Annotated in this window: 22 protein-coding genes; 9 read left to right on the forward strand and 13 right to left on the reverse strand. The window is 56.1% G+C overall.

Annotated elements, in window-relative coordinates; all coding sequences use genetic code 11:
• Positions 1-17 precede the first annotated feature (17 nt).
• From AC2FH9_RS17105 to AC2FH9_RS17130, 6 genes are all read right to left on the reverse strand, one after another.
• On the reverse strand, positions 18-821 hold the full coding sequence (locus AC2FH9_RS17105) for a ParA family protein (protein ID WP_496872337.1): 804 nt from the start codon (positions 819-821) through the stop codon (positions 18-20).
• Positions 814-1,428 carry a 16S rRNA (guanine(527)-N(7))-methyltransferase RsmG gene (gene rsmG / locus AC2FH9_RS17110; RefSeq protein ID WP_496750932.1) on the reverse strand — a complete coding sequence of 205 codons (615 nt, stop codon included), beginning with the start codon at positions 1,426-1,428 and terminating at the stop codon, positions 814-816. Before rsmG ends, AC2FH9_RS17105 begins: the two co-directional genes overlap by 8 nt.
• Positions 1,425-3,293, reverse strand: coding sequence for a tRNA uridine-5-carboxymethylaminomethyl(34) synthesis enzyme MnmG (gene mnmG / locus AC2FH9_RS17115; protein WP_496698691.1), 1,869 nt, complete (start codon positions 3,291-3,293; stop codon positions 1,425-1,427). Before mnmG ends, rsmG begins: the two co-directional genes overlap by 4 nt.
• A gap of 12 nt (positions 3,294-3,305) precedes the next feature.
• Positions 3,306-4,592 (reverse strand): tRNA uridine-5-carboxymethylaminomethyl(34) synthesis GTPase MnmE, encoded by a 1,287-nt coding sequence (gene mnmE / locus AC2FH9_RS17120; protein ID WP_496698689.1) that lies wholly within the window; start codon positions 4,590-4,592, stop codon positions 3,306-3,308.
• Positions 4,593-4,623: 31 nt separating this feature from the next.
• Positions 4,624-5,895: a transcription termination factor Rho gene (gene rho, locus AC2FH9_RS17125; protein ID WP_142637421.1), complete on the reverse strand. Its 1,272-nt coding sequence runs from the start codon at positions 5,893-5,895 to the stop codon at positions 4,624-4,626.
• A gap of 124 nt (positions 5,896-6,019) precedes the next feature.
• The gene (locus AC2FH9_RS17130; protein WP_142637422.1) at positions 6,020-6,469 is read right to left on the reverse strand and encodes a CopD family protein; all 450 of its coding nucleotides are present in this window, start codon (positions 6,467-6,469) and stop codon (positions 6,020-6,022) included.
• A 404-nt stretch (positions 6,470-6,873) separates the two neighbouring features.
• Between AC2FH9_RS17130 and AC2FH9_RS17135 the strand changes: the two genes are divergently transcribed.
• The 4 genes from AC2FH9_RS17135 to dnaQ are packed head-to-tail and all read left to right on the forward strand — an operon-like array spanning position 6,874 to position 9,608.
• Positions 6,874-7,473: a Maf family protein gene (locus AC2FH9_RS17135; protein ID WP_496872431.1), complete on the forward strand. Its 600-nt coding sequence runs from the start codon at positions 6,874-6,876 to the stop codon at positions 7,471-7,473.
• On the forward strand, positions 7,470-8,303 hold the full coding sequence (locus AC2FH9_RS17140; RefSeq protein WP_496872339.1) for a shikimate dehydrogenase: 834 nt from the start codon (positions 7,470-7,472) through the stop codon (positions 8,301-8,303). The genes AC2FH9_RS17135 and AC2FH9_RS17140 overlap by 4 nt, the downstream gene beginning before the upstream one ends.
• Positions 8,300-8,893, forward strand: a complete 594-nt coding sequence (gene coaE, locus AC2FH9_RS17145) for a dephospho-CoA kinase (protein WP_496703263.1) — start codon at positions 8,300-8,302, stop codon at positions 8,891-8,893. The genes AC2FH9_RS17140 and coaE overlap by 4 nt, the downstream gene beginning before the upstream one ends.
• Positions 8,886-9,608 (forward strand): DNA polymerase III subunit epsilon, encoded by a 723-nt coding sequence (dnaQ, locus tag AC2FH9_RS17150; RefSeq protein ID WP_496707378.1) that lies wholly within the window; start codon positions 8,886-8,888, stop codon positions 9,606-9,608. The genes coaE and dnaQ overlap by 8 nt, the downstream gene beginning before the upstream one ends.
• A gap of 27 nt (positions 9,609-9,635) precedes the next feature.
• Here dnaQ and secB read toward each other — a convergent pair whose 3' ends face one another.
• Positions 9,636-10,133: a protein-export chaperone SecB gene (gene secB, locus AC2FH9_RS17155; protein ID WP_142637430.1), complete on the reverse strand. Its 498-nt coding sequence runs from the start codon at positions 10,131-10,133 to the stop codon at positions 9,636-9,638.
• A 54-nt stretch (positions 10,134-10,187) separates the two neighbouring features.
• A complete protein-coding gene (locus tag AC2FH9_RS17160; protein WP_142637432.1) occupies positions 10,188-10,688 on the reverse strand; it encodes an FxsA family protein in 501 nt (166 codons plus the stop codon).
• A 108-nt stretch (positions 10,689-10,796) separates the two neighbouring features.
• Between AC2FH9_RS17160 and AC2FH9_RS17165 the strand changes: the two genes are divergently transcribed.
• From AC2FH9_RS17165 to AC2FH9_RS17175, 3 genes are read left to right on the forward strand one after another with little or no spacing between them, the layout of a single operon-like run.
• The gene (locus AC2FH9_RS17165) at positions 10,797-11,456 is read left to right on the forward strand and encodes a Tim44/TimA family putative adaptor protein (protein WP_142637434.1); all 660 of its coding nucleotides are present in this window, start codon (positions 10,797-10,799) and stop codon (positions 11,454-11,456) included.
• A complete protein-coding gene (gene mltA, locus AC2FH9_RS17170; protein WP_496694370.1) occupies positions 11,453-12,487 on the forward strand; it encodes a murein transglycosylase A in 1,035 nt (344 codons plus the stop codon). Before AC2FH9_RS17165 ends, mltA begins: the two co-directional genes overlap by 4 nt.
• Positions 12,487-13,074, forward strand: coding sequence for a Smr/MutS family protein (locus tag AC2FH9_RS17175; RefSeq protein WP_271950630.1), 588 nt, complete (start codon positions 12,487-12,489; stop codon positions 13,072-13,074). The genes mltA and AC2FH9_RS17175 overlap by 1 nt, the downstream gene beginning before the upstream one ends.
• Here the strand turns inward: AC2FH9_RS17175 and AC2FH9_RS17180 are convergent.
• The 3 genes from AC2FH9_RS17180 to hslU form a co-directional block, all read right to left on the reverse strand.
• The gene (locus tag AC2FH9_RS17180) at positions 13,071-14,288 is read right to left on the reverse strand and encodes an MFS transporter (protein ID WP_271950632.1); all 1,218 of its coding nucleotides are present in this window, start codon (positions 14,286-14,288) and stop codon (positions 13,071-13,073) included. The two genes, AC2FH9_RS17175 and AC2FH9_RS17180, sit on opposite strands and share 4 nt — an antisense overlap.
• Positions 14,288-15,382 (reverse strand): alpha/beta hydrolase, encoded by a 1,095-nt coding sequence (locus AC2FH9_RS17185; RefSeq protein WP_496872342.1) that lies wholly within the window; start codon positions 15,380-15,382, stop codon positions 14,288-14,290. The genes AC2FH9_RS17180 and AC2FH9_RS17185 overlap by 1 nt, the downstream gene beginning before the upstream one ends.
• Before the next feature lie 97 nt (positions 15,383-15,479).
• The gene (gene hslU / locus AC2FH9_RS17190) at positions 15,480-16,787 is read right to left on the reverse strand and encodes an ATP-dependent protease ATPase subunit HslU (protein ID WP_142637444.1); all 1,308 of its coding nucleotides are present in this window, start codon (positions 16,785-16,787) and stop codon (positions 15,480-15,482) included.
• A 180-nt stretch (positions 16,788-16,967) separates the two neighbouring features.
• On the opposite strand from hslU, the gene AC2FH9_RS17195 reads away from it, so the two are divergent.
• The gene (locus AC2FH9_RS17195; protein WP_496750943.1) at positions 16,968-18,209 is read left to right on the forward strand and encodes an MFS transporter; all 1,242 of its coding nucleotides are present in this window, start codon (positions 16,968-16,970) and stop codon (positions 18,207-18,209) included.
• Positions 18,210-18,703: 494 nt separating this feature from the next.
• Here AC2FH9_RS17195 and hslV read toward each other — a convergent pair whose 3' ends face one another.
• On the reverse strand, positions 18,704-19,261 hold the full coding sequence (gene hslV / locus AC2FH9_RS17200; RefSeq protein WP_496698671.1) for an ATP-dependent protease subunit HslV: 558 nt from the start codon (positions 19,259-19,261) through the stop codon (positions 18,704-18,706).
• 198 nt (positions 19,262-19,459) lie between these two features.
• On the opposite strand from hslV, the gene AC2FH9_RS17205 reads away from it, so the two are divergent.
• Positions 19,460-19,654, forward strand: coding sequence for a DUF1127 domain-containing protein (locus tag AC2FH9_RS17205; protein WP_142637449.1), 195 nt, complete (start codon positions 19,460-19,462; stop codon positions 19,652-19,654).
• A 166-nt stretch (positions 19,655-19,820) separates the two neighbouring features.
• On the opposite strand, the gene trxA is transcribed toward AC2FH9_RS17205, so the two are convergent.
• On the reverse strand, positions 19,821-20,141 hold the full coding sequence (gene trxA, locus AC2FH9_RS17210; protein ID WP_271950641.1) for a thioredoxin: 321 nt from the start codon (positions 20,139-20,141) through the stop codon (positions 19,821-19,823).
• Positions 20,142-20,178: the final 37 nt, after the last annotated feature.

A 20,178-nucleotide genomic window follows, 5' to 3' on the forward strand; every position in this document is an offset into this window, starting at 1 on the left:
GGTCCTCCTAGTACCGCTCAGGCTGCGGTTTTATTGTTCTTATGCATGACTTCCCGGGCCAAATGCCGATAGGCCATCGCGCCCAGAGACCCCGAGTCATATTGCAAAACCGGCAACGCGTATGACGGAGCCTCACTGACCCGCACATTTCTGGGTATTTTGGTTTTAAATACCATCTCACCCAGATTGTCACGTGCGTCTTTTTCGACCTGACGGGACAAGTTGTTGCGGTTGTCATACATAGTCAGCACAACACCTTCGATTCTGAGGTCTGGATTCGCAGTCTGTCGCACCTCGCGAATGGTCAGCATGAGCTGGGACAAACCCTCTAATGCGAAGAACTCGCTTTGCAATGGCACCAGTACGGAATGCGCTGCGACCATCGCGTTTACCGTCAGAAGATTCAGCGATGGCGGACAGTCAATCAGGACGAAATCCAGATCGTACTTATCAATAGCAGTCTGGCGTAACGCGTCATGCAGTAAATAGCTGCGTTTTTCGTTCGAAATCAATTCGATATCGGCGGAGCTGAGGTCTACCGTAGCGGGGACTACGAGAATGCCTTCAATCTCCGAGTCCTGAACGACCGCATCCAAAGGCGCATCATCCAGAATCAGGTCATAAGTTGTCCAATCTCGATCCTCGACACCTAAACCGGTTGAAGCATTCCCCTGTGGATCCAGATCAACCACTAAAACCCTGCATCCGGCCTCGGCCAGGCCTGCTGCCAAGTTTATGGCTGTTGTCGTCTTCCCAACCCCGCCCTTCTGGTTGGCTACCGCTATGATCCGGGGGCCTGAGGGACGAGATAGATCAACCACGTGATACTCCTTTGACCTTGAGGATGACGGCTTGGGGCTCTGTTAAACTTGTAATCGGATCACAGGTGAAATTCCATTCTTCCTGCGCATCCTGCACCTCTTTTTTCCAGCTTACACCTTTCGGCAACAAAGCGACGCCAGAATCGCCTAAATGTCTGCCACAAAAAGATAATAATACCCCAAGATCTGCCAAGGCGCGGGCAGACAAAACATCTGCATTCAGGGGGTCCACCGCTTCAATGCGTTTCGCCACCACTTTACAGTTTGCACCACATTCCCGGGATACATTGCGTAAAAACGCAGATTTTCGCTGATCGCTTTCAACAAAGGTGAATTTTGCGTCTGGCGCTTCTTCGATCGCCATAATTGCACAGACCATACCGGGAAACCCACCACCACTTCCAATATCAACCCAATGCGAAAAGTTCTCGGCACATCGAAAAACCTGAACGGAATCCAAAATGTGCCGTGTCCAGATTTCGGACAAGCTTTTGCGCGATACAAGGTTGATTTTCGGGTTCCAGCGCTCGACAAGGGCAACATATGTTGCCAGTCGATCAAATGTTTCACGTGAAACATTCAGACCGTCAAACAGCTCTTCCTTCATGCTTTGCGCACCCTCTGATCTCGGCGAAGCTTGGCCAACACCAGAGTCAGCGCTGCCGGCGTCACACCCTCTATCCGGCTTGCCTGCGCTACATTCTCAGGACGGGCGTTGGACAACTTCTGCTTCATCTCTGACGACAGCCCATCCAATGCGAAGAAGTCAAAATCACGCGGAATCTCATAGGCTTCATCGCGTTTCATCGCTTCGACATCACGTCTTTGCCGCTCGATATAATTCGCATACAGCGCATCGCGTTCCACTTGCTGCCGAATGCCTGAATCAACGTCCTGCAACTCAGGAATCAAGGGAACAAGGTCTTCAAAGCTCACATCAGGAAAGGCCAAAATCGCCATACCATCGCGGCGATTGCCATCCTGATTGACCTCGATACCAGCTTCTCGCACTTCTTTCGGAGTATAGGTATGATCTGTGAGCTTCTTTTTCGCAGCCCCCAACTTCTCCATCTTTTCAGAGAAGTGCGTGCTGCGTGTCTCGCTTACGCAACCTAGGCGTAGGCCAATAGGTGTCAGTCGTTGGTCGGCATTATCGGCGCGCAGAGACAATCTAAACTCTGCCCGTGAGGTAAACATCCGATATGGTTCTGCCACTCCGCGAGTGGTCAGGTCATCGACCATGACGCCAATATAACTGTCGGAACGCGTGAAATGGATTGGATCCCGACCCAAGACCTGAAGGGCAGCATTGAGGCCAGCCACCATTCCCTGAGCTGCAGCTTCCTCATATCCTGTGGTACCGTTAATCTGACCCGCAAGATATAGTCCTGGCGCCTCAGGCAACGACAGTGATGATGTCAGAACGCGAGGATCTACGTAGTCATATTCGATGGCGTAGCCAGGTTGGAGGATCTCTGCCTTTTCCAGCCCCTTAATGGACCTGACATAATCGACCTGAACATCCTGTGGCAGTGAGGTAGAAATTCCATTCGGATAGATTGTGTGATCATTCACACCTTCTGGCTCGAGGAAAATCTGATGAGATTCCTTATCCGCAAACCGCACAATCTTATCTTCGATCGAAGGGCAATATCTGGGGCCTATACCGTCAATATGCCCCCCATACATCGCCGATCTGGAAAGGTTCTTTTCAATGATCTCATGTGTTCTGGCATTGGTATGCGTAATCCCGCAAGAAATCTGCGGCGCCACCACCCCCATCGAAAGGAATGAGAACAGCGTAGGTTCATCATCGCCGTCCTGACGTTCGAGACCTGACCAATCAATCGTCCGACCATCCAGCCGGGGCGGTGTCCCCGTTTTCAAGCGTCCTAGCGGCAGGTTAAGGCTATCCAAACGCTCGGCCAGCTTTACAGAGGGACGGTCCCCCATACGGCCGCCAGGGCGCGATACGTCACCAATGTGAATAACCCCTCGCAAAAATGTCCCAGACGTCAGGATCACAGCGCCGGCCCGTATTTCAGACTCATCCGCCAATCGAATTCCGGTAACAGCAGGTCCATTCACCAGGAAATCTGTCACCTCGCCGACTACGACGCTGAGGTTCGGCTGTGCCGTGGTTTCTCGCTGCATCGCAGCTCGGTACAAAGCCCGGTCTGCCTGCGTTCTGGGCCCCTGCACAGCGGGGCCTTTACGGCGATTCAGCAAACGAAACTGAATTCCCGCCTGGTCTGCGACGCGCCCCATCACCCCGTCCAACGCGTCAATTTCGCGAACAAGATGCCCTTTGCCGAGGCCCCCGATAGCGGGGTTACAGGACATTACGCCGATATCAGTGGCCGACAGAGTCACAAGGGCGGTAGTCGCACCCATACGGGCGGCCGCATGGGCCGCCTCTGTTCCGGCGTGGCCCGCTCCGATAACGACGACGTCAAAATCCGAATGTTTCACGTGAAACACTCCTTACTTTCCCAGGCAGAAGCTTGAGAATATTTCATCCAACAAGTCTTCTACACCAATTCTGCCAACCAGAGCTTCCAAAGCGCGGATCGCGGTCCTCAGTTCCTCGGCTGCAATATCATACAGGTCGGGACCTGATTCCAGAACAGCGATTGCAGCACTAAGTGCGTCGCGCGCTGTGATCAGCGCTATACGATGCCTTTCACGCGTGGCGATACCATGGGTAGTAGTACGATCACCCAAAACTCGCGATATGTTGGAAATCAACCGATCCACACCCTGCCCGGTTTTCCCTGAGATTCCTTCATCAGAACTGTTTCTCAGATCGGATTTCGGAAGAACCTGAATATCTCCTTCCAACATCTGAACGCCCAGCTCTTTTGGATCATCAGTCAGAAATACGCGCAGATCGGCGGCCTCGGCGCGCTTTTTGGCCCGCTCAATTCCCAGGCTTTCGACGTGATCGTCGGTTTCCCGCAAGCCCGCTGTATCCAACAAAGTCACGGGAAGTCCCTCAAGGTCCATTCGAACTTCAATCACATCGCGCGTAGTGCCGGCATATTCCGACGTGATCGCTGCATCGCGACCAGCCAGAGCATTCAGCAATGTCGACTTTCCAGCATTTGGCAAGCCAACGATCGCAACCTCGAACCCGGTTCGAATGCGTTCTGCAATACGAACCCCTTCAGCTTCACGTTGTAGATCTGCAATGACATCTGTGATCAACTGGCGCACTTCAGGGGTAACATCGGTTGGCACCTCTTCATCGGCAAAATCAATCACTGCCTCAAGCAGCGATGCGGCGCGAATCAAATCGCGCCGCCAGCGTTCAGCCAAATTCCCAAGCTCTCCGGCCAGAATGATCTGTGCTTGCTTGCGTTGAGCTTCTGTCTCAGCGTCGATCAGATCGGCAAGGCCCTCGACCTGTGTCAAATCCATTTTGCCGTTTTCCAAGGCACGGCGGGTGAATTCCCCGGGATCGGCCAGGCGCAAACCGTCCATGTCCGCAAGGCAGCGCATGACGGCGTTGACCGCCGCTGTACTGCCGTGAATCTGTAGCTCTGCCACGTCTTCGCCAGTAAAGCTGGCCGGGGCCTGGAAGGTCAGAACTACCCCATCATCCAGGCGCGATCCGTCTTTGCCATACAGGCTGCGCACCCGCATCCCGCGGGAGGGCAAAGCAGCACCGGAAAGAGCAGCCGCGGCAGGATGCGCCAAGGGGCCCGAGAGACGGATGACAGCCACCCCTGCCTTGCCTTGCGCGCTGGCCAAGGCGAATATCGTATCCATTCGACCGCCTCGCTTGCGTCCAGGACCTGTGTCAGGTGTTCATCGAATCGAAGAACTCGCCATTTGTCTTGGTCTGTTTCAACTTGGACAACAGGAACTCGATCGCATCGGTAGTGCCCATCGGGTTCAGGATACGGCGCAGAACAAAGGTTTTGGCCAGATCACCCTTATCGACCAGCAAATCCTCTTTCCGCGTACCGGATTTGAGGATGTCGATAGCCGGGAACACGCGCTTATCTGCGATCTTACGATCCAAAACAATTTCCGAGTTACCGGTGCCTTTGAATTCTTCGAAGATGACTTCGTCCATCCGGCTTCCGGTATCGATCAGCGCGGTGGCGATGATGGTCAGCGAGCCGCCCTCTTCGATATTCCGTGCCGCACCGAAGAAGCGCTTGGGCCTTTGCAAGGCGTTTGCATCGACACCACCGGTCAGAACCTTACCCGAGGATGGAACCACGGTATTAAATGCCCTACCAAGTCTTGTGATCGAGTCGAGAAGAATAACAACATCTCGTTTATGTTCGACCAAACGCTTGGCTTTTTCGATAACCATCTCAGATACGGCAACGTGGCGGGTGGCGGGTTCATCAAAGGTCGACGACACGACCTCGCCCTTCACCGAACGCTGCATGTCGGTCACTTCTTCCGGCCGCTCGTCGATCAGTAGGACGATCAGATAGCACTCAGGGTGGTTCTTTTCGATCGAGTTCGCAATATTCTGCAGGATCACCGTCTTACCGGTCCGTGGCGGTGCCACAATCAACGACCGCTGACCTTTACCGATCGGCGAAACCAGATCGATGACACGGGCGGACTTGTCCTTGATGGTTGGATCTTCGACTTCCATCTTCAGGCGCTCATCCGGATAAAGCGGTGTCAGGTTGTCGAAAGCAACTTTATGCCTGGCTTTCTCGGGATCTTCGAAATTGATCTTGGTGACCTTGATCAGTGCGAAATACCGTTCGTTCTCGTCCGGCGCCTTGATATCACCTTCGACCGTATCACCGGTGCGCAACGAATGCTGGCGGATCATTTCTGGCGAGACATAGATATCATCAGGACCGGGCAAATAGTTCGCCTCGGGCGAACGCAGGAACCCGAACCCATCTTGCAGAACCTCAAGTACGCCATCGCCGCCCACGGTCCAGCCTTCATCTGCGCGTTCGCGCAGAATCTGGAACATCATCTCGCCTTTTCGCATGGTCGAGGCGTTTTCGATCTCAAGCTCTTCGGCCATCGCCAGAAGGTCTTTGGGGCTTTTGGCTTTCAGATCGGCCAGATTGAGGGATTCATTAGACATGATGATAAGAACCTTGGCCGCATGGATGCGGCTCGGACTGGAATTTCAATACGGAAGATACGCCGCCCGGACGGGCGTGTTACGCGATAAATAAGCACTTACCTACAAAGAGTCAAATAGCTGCTCAGAACTTCAGAACGACCGCCAGAACGATGATAACCATCAAAATAGTGGGCACCTCGTTCATCATGCGATACTGCCGCCCAGTGAGCGTATTTCGGCCCTCTAAGAAGTCCTTTCGACGTACCATCAGCCAGTAGTGGAACCAAGTCATCGCAATCACTGCTGCGCCTTTGACCCAGGGCCAGGCAAAATCCCAGCCGACTATGCCTGGTGTGAATACCATGATCAGGCCGCAGGCCCAGGCCACGTACATCGCCGGGCGCATGATCACCCGCAGCAGCTTTTCTTCCATTTCAAAGAAGATCTCCTGCGCCCCGTCAACGCCTTGGGCTTTTTCTACGTGATAGACGTACAATCTAGGCAGATAGAACAAACCGGCCATCCAAGAGATCACGGCCATGATGTGCAGGGACTTCACCCAAGGATAGATGGTGAAAAGAAGATCAGTCATTCCAGCTCCGGGCGTGGTTTGGATCTCTCCCTATAAAAAAAATAGGAAAAGAGAAAGGATGATGGTTTTGTAGGGAGATCAAATTCCGTGGATTACTTATTTACCCATCTGTTTTCCCCAGGTGGATAGTTTCACCCGAGAACTGGGTGTTTCTGTTGATTTCATAAAAAACTACAATAAAACAATATGTTATGATTATATAGGACGTAGAATTCAGGGGATAACTTGATGAATAAGCTGGGATATCCCGCTTGTCCCGATGTTCAAAGTTATCCTTGTCCAGACTGGACAGGGTTCGGGCGACTCATAGAAGTTTTTCGCGAAAACACCGGGCTTGCGTGTCAACAGGAAAACCATACAAACCATCCTTGAACGATGAACCATTTGCTCAGGGGGTTTTCCACATTTCTGTCCCCATCATATTGGCCTCGGGGTCATCCATTCGCGCGCAGTTGCTAGAGAATGCGGGCGTGCGGTTTACCGTTCAAACTGCACGCGTGGACGAAGAGACCGCCAAACGGGCTTTGCTGGCCGAAGAGGCATCTCCACGTGATATTGCCGATACTCTGGCAGAGATGAAAGCCCGCAAGGTCAGCGACAAGGTGCCGGGGCCGATGGTTCTGGGATGTGATCAGGTGCTGGATTTCGAAGGTCAGCTTTTGTCCAAACCGCAATCGCCCGAGGATGCGCTGGCGCAGCTCAAAGCGATGCGGGGCAAGCGGCATATGCTGTTATCCGCAGCCGTCGTCTATCAGAATGGAGAGCCGATCTGGCGACATGTAGGTCAGGTGCGCTTGCGGATGAGGATGAGTTCGGACGCCTATCTGCGCGATTATGTTGCGCGGAACTGGGACAGCATCCGCCACGCTGTCGGGGCCTATAAGCTTGAGGAAGAAGGCGTGCGGCTGTTCGCAACCATTGACGGTGACTATTTTAACGTTTTGGGTATGCCCCTATTGGAGCTGTTGAATTTTCTGGCGGTCAAAGGGGTGATTGATCAATGAGTGGCAAGCAGATCCCGCTGGCGGGTGTGATCGGGCATCCGATTTCCCATTCGAAATCCCCAATACTGCATGGCCATTGGCTGAAAACTTATGGCCTGGCCGGTCACTATATCCCCTTGGATGTCGCACCGGATGATCTTGAGGCTGTTCTACGAACCTTGCCCAAAGCCGGATTTGTCGGGGCCAACATCACAGTGCCCCATAAAGAGGTGGCCTTGGATCTGGCGGATACGGCTTCGGACCGGGCCAGGCAGATCGGGGCCGCTAATACGCTTGTGTTTCAGCCCGACGGTTCGATCCATGCGGATAACACCGATGGGTACGGGTTCATGCAGAACCTGCGCAGCGGCGCCCCAGATTGGATTCCAGCGGATGGCCCCGCGGTTGTCTTTGGTGCCGGAGGCGCCGCGCGTGCTGTTCTTCAAGCATTGGTCGATGCAGGTGTGCCCGAGATTTTCTTGACCAATCGGACGCGCACACGTGCAGATCGCCTGAAGGCAGAGTTTGGTACGACCATAACGGTGGTGGATTGGTTGAAAGCGGGCAACGTGGTTGAAGATGCGGAACTTGTGGTCAACACAAGTTCGCTTGGGATGCACGGCCAGCCCGAGCTGCGGGTGCCTCTGGACGGGTTACAGCCCGGTGCCATAGTCACCGATCTGGTCTATGCGCCACTTAAGACACGCTTGCTGGAAACAGCAGAACAGGCGGGATGCACACCCGTAGATGGCCTTGGCATGTTGTTGCATCAGGCCGTACCTGGGTTTGAAAGCTGGTTTGGGGTGCGCCCTGAAGTCACTTCTGATTTGCGTGCTGCGGTACTGGGATGAGCTTTGCACTTGGCCTGACCGGTTCTATCGGCATGGGAAAAAGCACAACTGCCAGCATGTTCGTCGACGAAGGCTGTGCGTTGTGGGACGCAGATGCCGCCGTGCATCGGCTGTACGCGCGTGGCGGGACAGCGATCAAGCCGATGCGTAGGGCGTTTCCTGAGGCCATTATCGACGGCGCGGTTAGCCGGGAAGTATTGAAACGGTTCATTTCGGCAAACCCAGCGGCGCTGAAAGCGATTGAGGCCATTGTTCACCCGCTGGTGGCGGCGGATCGAGCGGCGTTCCGGGAACAAGCCACCGCAGATATTCTGGTTTTCGATATTCCCTTGCTATTTGAAACCGATGGAGATGCGGCGATGGATGCGGTCGCCTGTGTCTCGGTCCCAGCTGACGAGCAGAAACGCCGCGTGATGGCGCGCGGTACCATGACCGAGGCGCAATTCGAGCAGATCAAAGCCAAGCAGATGCCGAATGACGAAAAATGCGCGCGGTCTGATTTTGTGATCGTCACGGACAGTCTGGACCACGCCCGCACACAGGTGCAGGATGTGGTCAGGCAGATACGGGCAGGGCTGGCAGATGCGTGAGATTGTACTCGATACCGAAACCACGGGCTTTGATCCTGAGAGCGGCGACCGGATTGTGGAAATCGGTGCGGTTGAGCTTTGGAATCACGTCGCCACGGGCGAAACCTATCACGTCTATATCAACCCTCAACGGTTCATGCCCGAAGAGGCGTTTGGCGTGCATGGCATTGGCCCGGACTTGCTGGAACCGCCCCGCCCGGTGGAAAAAGGTCAGGTCACGCTGAAGGACAAGCCGGTTTTTGCCAAGGTTGGTCAGGGATTTCGGGATTTTGTCGCTGACTCGAAACTGGTGATCCACAATGCGTCATTCGACATGAAATTCCTGAATGCCGAGCTGGGCTGGATGGGACTGCCGCCGATCCCGATGGATCAGGCACTGGACACGCTGGCGATTGCGCGCAAACGGTTTCCGGGCTCGCCCGCCTCGCTGGATGCATTGTGCCGGCGGTTCAACATAGACAACTCAAACAGGGTCTTGCACGGGGCCTTGCTCGACTCGGAAATTCTGGCTGAGGTCTATCTTGAGCTGATCGGGGGCCGTCAGCCTGATTTCGGGCTTTCGACCTCTGCGTCGTCTTCCGCTGGCGGAGCAGAAGAGTGGCGGCCATCGCCGCGCAAAGACGCCCTGCCGCCCCGGATCACCCAGGACGAACGCGCGGCACATGAGGAATTTGTGGAAAAACTGGGCGAAAACGCCTTGTGGTCCCGCGCCTGAGGTCAGCCCCGGCGCGGGTAAGGCTGATCAGGCCTGTGTTTTTTGCGTCTCGGCCTGGCGGCGCATCAATTCATTCCGGTACAGGCTGACAAAATCGATGTTGTCCAGGTTCACCGGCGGATACCCACCGTCGCGCGTGATGTCGCTGACGATGCGTCGCAGGAACGGGAACAGCATCCGCGGGCATTCGATCATCAGGAACGGATGCAGCTGGTCTTCGGCGACACCTTCCACATGGAACAGGCCGCAATAATCCAGCTCGCACAGGAACAGGATGTCTTCCATGCCCTTGGCTTTGGATTTGAGGTTCAGCTTGATCGACACCTCGTATTGATGCTCAGCCGGGCGCTTTTTGGCGTCCAGATTGACCTGAACCGCGATCTCGGGCTGGACATCGCCAGACACGCCTTTTTGCGCCATCACGTTTTCAAAGGACATATCGCGAATGAATTGTCCCAGAACGCGCATCTGGATCTGGGGTGCGGTCTGGGCCGCGGTGTTTTCTTGGGCGCCGTCTTCGGCCATGGGTCTACTCCGAAACTGAATTTCGCCACTGCTTAGCAAGTTGGGCGAGGCACCTCAATGCTGGTGCGGCCCTTCGACCCATTTCGATGGCTTTGACGGGTTCTGACGGGGGCGAACCTCGGTGTATTCACCGTCGACCACATCGCCCTGGGTGGATGCTTGGGGCCCGGTCCTGAACTGCGTCCCGCCGCCCATCTGAAACTGCGTGATTGTGACCTTCGAGCGGAGATAGCGGAATACAGAGACCCGGACGCCAGGGATTAACAGCGCAAATCCAACGGCATCGGTGAAAAACCCCGGTGTCAGCAGCAAGACACCAGACAGCAAGATCATCGCGCCATGGGCCAAAGGTTCGGTCGGGTCGTCAAGCTCTGCAAAGGATCGTTGCAGGTTTTCCAACGCCATGCGACCTTGTGTCCGCACCAAAGCGGTACCCAGAACGGCCGTTAGAACCACGATCGCAAGGGTTGGCCACAGTCCGATTAGCCCACCAACCTGAATGAACAGGCCGATTTCGATGATCGGAACAAGTAAAAAAGCCAGGAACAGGTACATTTGCATTATCCTTTACTGCAGGTCGGGCGGTAGACTTGTCCCGAACTGTCACCTACATAGTGGCAAGAGGCCGTGTATACAAAGTCGCGGTCTGACCAAGAGGATGAAATGAACGAACCAATGATCCAGTTGCTGGTCCTGGCCGGAATTGCCGTTTTCCTGATCCTGCGCCTGAAAAGCGTACTGGGTACACGTGAGGGTTTTGAGAAACCCCCGCTTCAACAACAGTCCGAAGCCAATAAGTCGCGCCGTGATTTTGAGGTGATTGAGGGTGGGCCAGATCACGACATTACCGATCACGTGCCCGAGGACAGCGAACAGGCGCAGACCCTATCCGCTATGAAACGGATCGAGCCGGGCTTTTCGGTGGGTGAATTTGTTCAGGGCTCTCGCGGCGCTTATGAGATGATCGTCATGGGGTTCGAAAAGGGCAATCTGGATGAAATCCAGCCCTTCCTGTCGGAAGAGGTATTTGAAACCTTTGTTTCGGTCGTTGCCGCGCGCGAGGATCAGGGGCTGACCATCGAGGCCGAATTTATCGGTGTGCGCGAAACCACACTGGCAGATGTGAGCTTTGACAAGGATACCAACCAGGCCGAAATCACCATGAAATTTGTTGGTGAGCTGACTTCGGCCGTGCGGGATCGTGGTGGCGATATCATCGAGGGCAACCCAAACACGGTTAAACGTCAAAAGGACAGCTGGACCTTTGCCCGCGTTATGGGCTCGGACGATCCGAACTGGCTGCTTGTTGCCACGGACGCATGATTGCAGCGTTTCGGTCGCTTTTCCTGGTGGCTGTCATGACCACCTCTGCCAGCGCCGAGGTGACACGATCCATACTGTCCTACGATGACCTGAATGGCTGGGCCGCCGATGATCACGGGGCGGCCCTTTCGGTTTTTCTGAACACGTGCGGTGATCTGGATGATCCGGACTGGCAGGCATTGTGCGGCGTGGCGCGCACCTATAAGCCCGATGCGGCCCGGTCATTTTTTGAGCTGTTCTTCCGTCCCGTTCTGGTCGAAGACGGGAAGGATGGCCTGTTCACAGGCTATTTTGAACCCGAACTGGACGGGTCCAAAACCAGATCGGAGCGGTATAAATACCCGATCTATAAAATGCCTCCTGAGGCGCGCGGAGCCGAAAAATGGTTATCCCGTCGCGATCTGCTGACCGGTGATGTCATGCAGGGCCGCGGTCTTGAAATCGCCTGGGTGGACGACCCAGTCGAGCTGTTCTTTCTGCAGATTCAGGGCTCAGGCCGTATCCGGTTGCCCGATGGGAGGGCGCTGCGGGTCGGTTATGGGGGCGCCAATGGGCATCCTTATCGTTCGATCGGGTCCGAACTGATCCGGCGCGGTGCCCTGGGTGCGCATCAGGTCAGTGCGCAGATGATCAAATCCTGGGTCCGCAAGAATCCCGAGGCGGGTACCGAATTGCTGTTTCATAACCCGTCTTATGTGTTCTTCCGCGAGGTGAATCGTGTTGCACCGGAATTTGGCCCTCTGGGTGCGATGAACCGTTCGGTCACTACCATGCGCAGCATTGCCGCCGATCCGGCATACACACCGCTGGGTGCTCCAGTCTGGGTCGAAAAGGACGGCAAGGATCCTTTGCGCAGGCTGATGATCGCTCAGGATACCGGGTCGGCCATCAAGGGCGCGCAACGGGCTGATATTTTCTTTGGAACCGGCGATGCCGCAGGGGCTGCAGCGGGGCGCCTGAAAGATCCGGGTCGCATGGTGGTACTGCTGCCGATTCAGCGCGCATATGCTCTTTTGCCGGACGAGTTCTGATGTCGCGCCGCAAATTGACCCCTGACGAAATGGATCTGTGGCGCAAGGTGACCAAACAGGCAGATCGCCTGCATCCCGAACTGCCGCAGTCGGTGCACCCCACCTCATTGCCCAAGCCGAAACCGACAAAGACCTTTAAGCCCCGGATCGAGGCGTTTGAAGTCGGGCAGAACGCGGCTGGCAGGGGTGTGCGGCATGTGTTGAAACCATCCGTTACCGAAGGGTTACGCGCCAACCCGGTGCAAATGGACAGCAAGGCTTTTGCCCGGATGAAACGTGGCAAGCTCCGACCCGAGGGCAAGTTGGACTTGCATGGCTTGCGGATGGACACGGCCTATCCGGCGCTGGTGCGCTTTGTGCTAACCGCGCAGGCTTCGGGCAAGCGTCTGGTTCTGGTAGTGACCGGCAAAGGCAAGGACCGGGATGAGCCCGGCCCCATCCCCACTCCGCGCGGCGTCTTGCGTAATCAGGTACCGCAATGGCTGTCACTGCCGCCCTTGGCACAGGCTGTGATGCAGGTGACGCCCGCGCATATCAGCCATGGTGGCGACGGGGCCTATTACGTCTATCTGCGTCGCAGTCGCTAAAGCGTGCGTGCGGCGCGGCTGATGCCAATCCAGGTCAGCAGACAAACCAGCAGGAAGAATACTCCGATCCACAGGAACTGCGTGTCCAGCGGAACCCCCTGATCAATCAACACGCCGGTCAGTCCGGGGCCAATCGCCGACCCAAGGACCATGACCGCAGTGGCCATGGCCTTGATCGCGCCAATATGACGGGTTCCATAGAATTCCGCCCAGAACGCACTGGGCAAGGTGCTGTTTGCGCCGACGGTAAGCCCCAGAAAGACCAATGCAGCAACCGCACCCCCAATCGAGGTGCTTGCAGCCGCCAACATGAAGCCGATAGCTATTGGCACCTGATAAAAGGGCATCATTCGGGCGGTTCCCCATTTATCCAGTGCCCATCCCGCGACAAACATCGAGATCAGGGAAACACCTGTGTAGACGGGAAACAGCGCCACCAATTCGATATGTTGCCAGCCTTTGACCTCGGCCAGATGGACCTGATGAAAGAAGAAGGCGGTGATAAAGGCAGAAGGACCCAGCAAGGCGGGGGCCATGAACCAGAACAACGGGTTCAGCAAAGCGTCGGTGCGTGTCCAGTGCCGCCCCTGCATACCTGCTGCTGAGTACTCGCTGGCCAGACTTTGCGGTGTGCGCTCTTGCCGAAGCAAGCGCAGCAGAATCGGAATGCCGGCCACACAAATACCTGCCGAGATGATCCAGAGCAGGCGCCAATCCAAAAACACCATCGCAGCGACAAAGATTACCGGCAAAAGCGCTTCGCCAACCGCAAATCCGACCGAGGCGATCGACAAGGCCTTGCCGCGCGTTGTGGTAAACCAACGCGCCATCGCGACCAAGGCAAGATGGGTGCTCATCCCCTGCCCGAACAGACGCAACAGGAAGATCACCAGCGGTAGCAGGATCAGCCAGCGGTTCAACGCCATCGCTAGCGCCGCCACGGCTAGCCCAGCCAGGACAGCGGGGCCGAGCACACGCACCCGGAAGATATCCGTAAGCCCGCCCGCCCAGATCATGATGATGGCGGATGCGGTCGTACCCAGCGAATAGATCCCACCCCAAGCCCCATGGCTCAACCCGAACGTCGCACGAATTTCGCCGGAAAAGATCGAGATGAAGAACGTTTGCCCAAAACAGGACAGAAAGGTCAGCAGAACTCCGGCGCCAAGCCATGAGGCATTTGCTTTCAGATAATGCCCCAGGTGAAAGGACATTACGGAGAGCTGACCTTGGCCTGCCCGGTCTCGGTCAGCTCAATCTCGGTCGCCCCGGTCGGGTTGCGGACCTCGGCGGGGGCGATCACGTCAATCCCGCGTTGCCTGCCAAAGGTACTGCTGACCCGGCGGGCGGAATTGATAATCGCCAAAAGCGCCGGAGAGGTTGCAGCCACGAAATGAGACGACCCGGCATCGCTGTTGAAGGCGGTCGTATCCAGAATACTGATCTTATATTCGGACAGCGCATCGGCCGAGCTGATATTTCCCAGACGTTCGCTTTTGGCGGTACCGCGCAGGCGTGCGGATATACTCAGCAGCCTGTCTTTGCGTGAGATCATCACAATGAACGGGTCAGGCAGCGTTTTGATGCTGTCCATCTGCGACCGGAACAGATCGACATCCAGATCCGGTGCGATCAGAACAACCCCTTCGATATTCCGATGCGACCAGCCCGGTTCGCGCAGCTCGGCCTGCCGCATCATCTCCATCGTCAGGGCGGTGCCCATGGAATGCGCCACAAGGATAACCCGATCGACCCCCATTGATTTCAGCTGGTGAACAGTTTGTTCCAGACCATCACGGGCGAACAGCATGCTGTCGATGTCATAGGCATAGCCATAACCCGTTGCCTGGCTTGGCCAGGAATAGACCATGGTTTCACCCGGTATTTCCAGATCATGTTCCAACTGCGCGGCGCGGAACACTGTTTCCGACTGGGTCGTGTTATAGCCGTGGATAAAGATCGAAACCTCGTCCACACCTCTTAGTCGCGAGGCAAGACCCTGGGGTCCAGCAAGCTCGTCTTCATCAGCCATCACGAACTGATTTTCCGGGTCCGGGTCGGCATAGGAAAAATCCAATGTCCCGGGTGTGTGATTGGGTGGAATCGAGACCGTCATCTCGAGAAACTGCAGCTGATCGCTGCGGCGGTACCCATAGGATCCGTCCGCTTCGCGCGCGCGGGTGGTTGCTGCGTAAATGGTTTTGGGAGTGCCAATGTCCAGTGCCGAGGGCACGGTTTGAGATACGGTCCGGTCGACACATGCGGCTAGCGTTGCCGCAGTCAGGACAAAAATAATATAGCGCAGCACCTGTCGCCCCCTAAGGAATTTGCGCACACGCTACTCTATTCTGATCCCAGGTCCAGCGGGGTCAATGACACGGACCGGCAAAAACCGGCTGGAGATATTACAGAACGTAACGGCTGAGGTCCGTAGACTTTGTCAGCTCACCCAGATTGTCGTCAACGAACTGTGCATTCACGGTGATTTCCAAACCGGCCTGATCGGGGGCTGTGAAAGACAATTCCTCGAATACGCGCTCCATCACGGTGTAAAGCCGACGTGCGCCGATATTCTCGACGCTTTGGTTCACATCCGCTGCGATTTTCGCCAGGGCTGCGATGCCGTCCTCAGTAAAGCTGACCGTGACATCCTCGGTGCCCATCAAGGCAGTGTACTGGCGGGTCAGCGCGTTGTCTGTCTCGGTCAGGATGCGGACGAAATCCTCTTCGGTCAGTGCGCGCAGCTCGACACGGATCGGCAGGCGACCCTGCAGTTCCGGCAACAGGTCGGACGGTTTGGCAATATGAAACGCGCCCGAGGCAATGAACAGGATGTGGTCGGTTTTGACCGGCCCATGCTTGGTGGAGACGGTTGTGCCTTCGATCAGAGGCAACAGGTCACGCTGCACCCCCTCTCGGCTGACATCACCGCCGCGTGCGTCCGAACGGGCGCAAACCTTGTCGATCTCGTCCAGAAACACGATGCCGTTCTGTTCAACCGATTCCAGCGCCGCGCGGTTTACGGTTTCGTCATCCAACAGTTTGTCGGCCTCTTCCCCGATCAGCATGTCATAGCTTTCGGCGACGGTCAGGCGTTTCTTGACGGTGCGCCCGCCAAAGGCCTTGCCGAAAATATCGCCCAGATTCATCATCCCCATCTGACTGCCGGGTTGGCCAGGGATATCGAACATCGGCATCTGGCTTGAGGTATCCGTCAGTTCCAGCTCGATCACTGTGTCGTCCAGTTCTCCGGATTTGAGCTTTTTGCGGAACATCTCGCGGGTGCCCTCACGTGCGTCTTCCCCGGCAATGGCAGTAATCACCCGGTCTTCGGCGGCCTGATGGGCCTTGGCTTTGACGTCCTCACGCATGAATTCACGGGTCTGCAGGATCGCGGCATCGGCCAGATCACGCACGATCTGTTCCACATCGCGGCCAACATATCCAACCTCGGTGAATTTGGTGGCCTCGACCTTGATGAAAGGTGCGCGGGCCAACTTGGCCAGACGCCGGCTGATCTCAGTCTTGCCAACGCCGGTGGGGCCGATCATCAGGATATTCTTGGGATAAACCTCATCCCGGATGTCATCAGCCAGTTGCTTGCGCCGCCAGCGATTACGCAGCGCCACGGCGACCGCGCGCTTGGCATCCTTCTGCCCGATGATAAAGCGATCCAGTTCCGAGACAATCTCGCGCGGGGTCAGGTCGGTCACGGGGGCAGTCCTTTCGGTCGGCATAAGTTGGCTGCGGTCTAGGTAATCACCGCAACGGCGAAAACAACAGCGGCAGCGTTGGTTAGCAACGCCCCACCCGGTTTGCAAATGCTTTCCATAGGTAAAGCGCCCGGCTTCTGGTACAGTGATTTCAAAGCGTTGAGGGCCTGGAGCGCGGAAATGACCAAGATTGCCAAGATCACCCTGCTGTTTGTCGTGTTTGTCGACCTGATCGGGCAAGGGTTGGTCTTTCCGATCATCAACTCATTGATCATGGAGACGAAATCGGGGTTCCTGCCTGAAAACACGGCCATGGGCACCCGGCATTTCTACTACGGCTTGGTGATTGGCTGTTTCTTTCTGTCCTGGTTTCTGGGCGTGGTCTATGTCTCTAAGGTTTCAGATTCCATTGGTCGCAAGAACGCGCTGCTAGTGTGTCTGGGAGGGGCATTGATAGGTTATGCGCTGACCATCGCTGCGCTGTATCTCAACAGCCTGTTGCTGTTGATTGTCGGCCGGTCGATCACGGGGTTTACGGCTGGCAACCAGCCGATCGCGCAGGCGGCAATGATTGACGGCAGCACCGATGTCACTGACCGCGACCGCAACATGGGCTATATCGTGACAGGTGTCAGCTTTGGCCTGGTTGGCGGTCCCATTATTGGCGCGGTCCTGTCGGACTCGGCCCTGCTGGGCAGCGCGGCGACGCTGAAAACGCCATTCTACGGCGCCTTTGTTCTGGTGATGATCGCCATTTTCCTTGTCGCCGCGTATTTCAAGGATACCCGGACCGAGCGTGAGCCCTTTGTCTTTCGCCCCCGCGATATCACCGACAGCCTGATAGCGGTGCGCGAACATCCGATGGTTCTGAAAATCATGCCGGTCTATGGCCTGTTCATGATCGCCAATGTGACCTTCTATGTGTTTGTCGACAACTTCCTGACCAGCGCATTTGGATACGGGGTCATCGGCGGCAGCATGGCCATGGTCGTCATTGGGGTTGCGCTGGCCTTTTCCAGCACCTTCCTGGTCAAACCTGCGCAGGAACGGTTCAGCAAACACCAGATCATCTATGTCTCACTGGTTGTGATGGTGATCAGCGGCCTAGGTTTCGCCTTCAGCCCCAGCGGTGTGCTGAGCTATGTCCCGGTCTTTTTCTTCTATTTCTTCTTTGGCGTCTCATACCCGACACTGCTGGGCCTGTTTTCCTCCAGTGTCAGCGACACCGATCAAGGCTGGGTCATGGGGGTGACCACGGCTGTCTTCTGTCTGGCCGGGGGCGTCATGTCCTTGATCGGCGGCGGGTTGATGAGTATCGACATCCGCCTGCCCTATTACATCGTGATCGTCGCGGCGATACTGGGGCTGATCGGCATGCATCGGCGCTGGAAATCCAAGGAAATCTCGGCTCTATTGGCTTAGACGGATATTGTCCACGATTGAGAGCAGGGAAGATGAAGGTAATCCAATCCCTCAGGATTACGGGCGCGGCACTATTGATTGGGCTGTTGGCCACGGGCCCATTGCCTGCGCAGCAGGTGGCGCCGCCGCCGCCGTTTCTGGCAGATTCCTCTGATCTAGGCGGTCACGTTGTCAACAAGCGGGCAGCACACGAAAGTTCGAGTACAGTTTTGGGGCCGAGGAAACCGCCTGGTTCCCAATCCGGCCAATTTATGGGGCGCAAGTTTGATCCACTTGAGTCTGTTGGCCCAAATCTTGGAGCGCGATCTGGGCAATTCATGGGTCGCAGTTTTTACCCACTTGAGTCTGTTGGTCCAAATCTCGGCGCGCGGTCTGGGCAATTCATGGGTCGGCCAGGGTCTTCTCGGCAGATAAACCTGCCGGGTCCGAATATTGGCGCTCGGTCGGGAACGATTCTGGGGCCAAAACTGCCGTCGAAAAGGTAAGCAGCCGGATTAGCCGCCGATCTTCTCAACCGTGAGATTGCCATTGGTATAGACGCAGATATCGGCGGCGATGGCCATGGCTTCGCGGGCGACTTGTTCCGCCGGTTTGTCGCCATCCATCATCGCGCGCGCCGCCGCCAGGGCAAAATTGCCACCCGATCCGATGGCAGCCACGTTGTGTTCCGGCTCCAGCACATCCCCTGCCCCGGTGATCACCAGCAGATCCTTGCCATCAGTGACGATCAGCATCGCCTCAAGCTTTTGCAGGTATTTGTCGGTGCGCCAGTCCTTGGCCAGCTCGACCGAGGCGCGGGCCAGTTGGCCGGGCGTGGCCTCAAGCTTGGTTTCCAGACGTTCCAGCAGGGTAAAGGCATCGGCGGTTGATCCGGCGAAGCCTGCGACAACCTCGAATCCGCCGGGTGACAGGCGGCGTACCTTGCGCGCGGTCCCTTTGATCACGGTCTGGCCCAAGCTGACTTGCCCGTCCCCGGCAATGACCACCTGCCCGCCTTTTTTGACGCCAATAATGGTTGTGCCGTGCCAACCGGGAAAGTCGCTGTCTGCCATGGGGGCCTCCGTTTTCGCCTGCTGTTCTATATGGGCCGGTCTCATCCGCAGCGCAACAGTTCACAACTTGCTTATAAGATATGCAAAAAACGCAAATCGGGGCTGTAAAACCAGCAATTGTGGGACTCAGCTGAAAATCCTACATGAGGCTCACAACCGACAACGGGTCGGCTGTTTCTGTTTATAAGGAATGCGCAAATGGCAACTACCGCAAATATCCATGCGCCGCTCGGAGCAGCTACCATCCTGCATGTAGTGGACGCGTTTTTTGGCGCTTTTGAAAAAGCCGCCGATTGGAATGAATCCCGCAAAACCCGCAATGCCCTGTCGGCTCTCAGTGATGAACAGCTGGACGATATCGGCCTGTGCCGCGCGGATATCACCACCCTCTGATCCACGAGAATTCGTGAATTCAAGATAAGCCGCCCGGGTCTGGGCGGCCTTTTCTTTTTCTGCGCAGCTTTTTCCAGTCAGACAATTCAGCCGGAAGCGCTTTGCCCCAGATACGAAAAAAGGCGCCCCGAATAAGGCGCCTTCAAACGTTGTTTCCCGAACCGGATCAGAGCGCTTCTTCGATCCAGCTTTGCAGCGCGGCTTTCGGTGCGGCGCCTGCGCGGTTCGAAACGACCTGACCATCCTTGAAGATGAACAGCGCCGGGATGCCACGTACGCCCATGGCGGCGGCAGAGTTCGGGTTGCTGTCTACATCGACTTTGGCGATCTTGACCTTGTCGCCATATTCAGCCGCCAACTCTTCCAGAGCGGGTCCGATCTGTTTACAGGGGCCACACCATTCGGCCCAGAAATCGACAACTACGGGGATGTCGGAATTCTTGACTTCGGCGTCAAAAGTATCGTCGGTAACAGCTACGGTCGACATATTCTGTCTCCTGAATGGGGAATGCTTGGTCACTGAA

This window comes from Ruegeria sp. CDSC081 (assembly GCF_059610485.1).

What these genes read in the sequence shown, in the direction of transcription:
- rsmG (WP_496750932.1), bottom strand. Translation starts at nt 1,428, where the DNA reads ATGAAGGAAGAGCTGTTTGACGGTCTGAATGTTTCACGTGAAACATTT.
- mnmE (WP_496698689.1), bottom strand. Translation starts at nt 4,592, where the DNA reads ATGGATACGATATTCGCCTTGGCCAGCGCGCAAGGCAAGGCAGGGGTG.
- rho (WP_142637421.1), bottom strand. Translation starts at nt 5,895, where the DNA reads ATGTCTAATGAATCCCTCAATCTGGCCGATCTGAAAGCCAAAAGCCCC.
- AC2FH9_RS17130 (WP_142637422.1), bottom strand. Translation starts at nt 6,469, where the DNA reads ATGACTGATCTTCTTTTCACCATCTATCCTTGGGTGAAGTCCCTGCAC.
- AC2FH9_RS17140 (WP_496872339.1), top strand. Translation starts at nt 7,470, where the DNA reads ATGAGTGGCAAGCAGATCCCGCTGGCGGGTGTGATCGGGCATCCGATT.
- coaE (WP_496703263.1), top strand. Translation starts at nt 8,300, where the DNA reads ATGAGCTTTGCACTTGGCCTGACCGGTTCTATCGGCATGGGAAAAAGC.
- dnaQ (WP_496707378.1), top strand. Translation starts at nt 8,886, where the DNA reads ATGCGTGAGATTGTACTCGATACCGAAACCACGGGCTTTGATCCTGAG.
- secB (WP_142637430.1), bottom strand. Translation starts at nt 10,133, where the DNA reads ATGGCCGAAGACGGCGCCCAAGAAAACACCGCGGCCCAGACCGCACCC.
- AC2FH9_RS17160 (WP_142637432.1), bottom strand. Translation starts at nt 10,688, where the DNA reads ATGTACCTGTTCCTGGCTTTTTTACTTGTTCCGATCATCGAAATCGGC.
- AC2FH9_RS17165 (WP_142637434.1), top strand. Translation starts at nt 10,797, where the DNA reads ATGAACGAACCAATGATCCAGTTGCTGGTCCTGGCCGGAATTGCCGTT.
- mltA (WP_496694370.1), top strand. Translation starts at nt 11,453, where the DNA reads ATGATTGCAGCGTTTCGGTCGCTTTTCCTGGTGGCTGTCATGACCACC.
- AC2FH9_RS17175 (WP_271950630.1), top strand. Translation starts at nt 12,487, where the DNA reads ATGTCGCGCCGCAAATTGACCCCTGACGAAATGGATCTGTGGCGCAAG.
- AC2FH9_RS17180 (WP_271950632.1), bottom strand. Translation starts at nt 14,288, where the DNA reads ATGTCCTTTCACCTGGGGCATTATCTGAAAGCAAATGCCTCATGGCTT.
- AC2FH9_RS17195 (WP_496750943.1), top strand. Translation starts at nt 16,968, where the DNA reads ATGACCAAGATTGCCAAGATCACCCTGCTGTTTGTCGTGTTTGTCGAC.
- hslV (WP_496698671.1), bottom strand. Translation starts at nt 19,261, where the DNA reads ATGGCAGACAGCGACTTTCCCGGTTGGCACGGCACAACCATTATTGGC.
- AC2FH9_RS17205 (WP_142637449.1), top strand. Translation starts at nt 19,460, where the DNA reads ATGGCAACTACCGCAAATATCCATGCGCCGCTCGGAGCAGCTACCATC.
- trxA (WP_271950641.1), bottom strand. Translation starts at nt 20,141, where the DNA reads ATGTCGACCGTAGCTGTTACCGACGATACTTTTGACGCCGAAGTCAAG.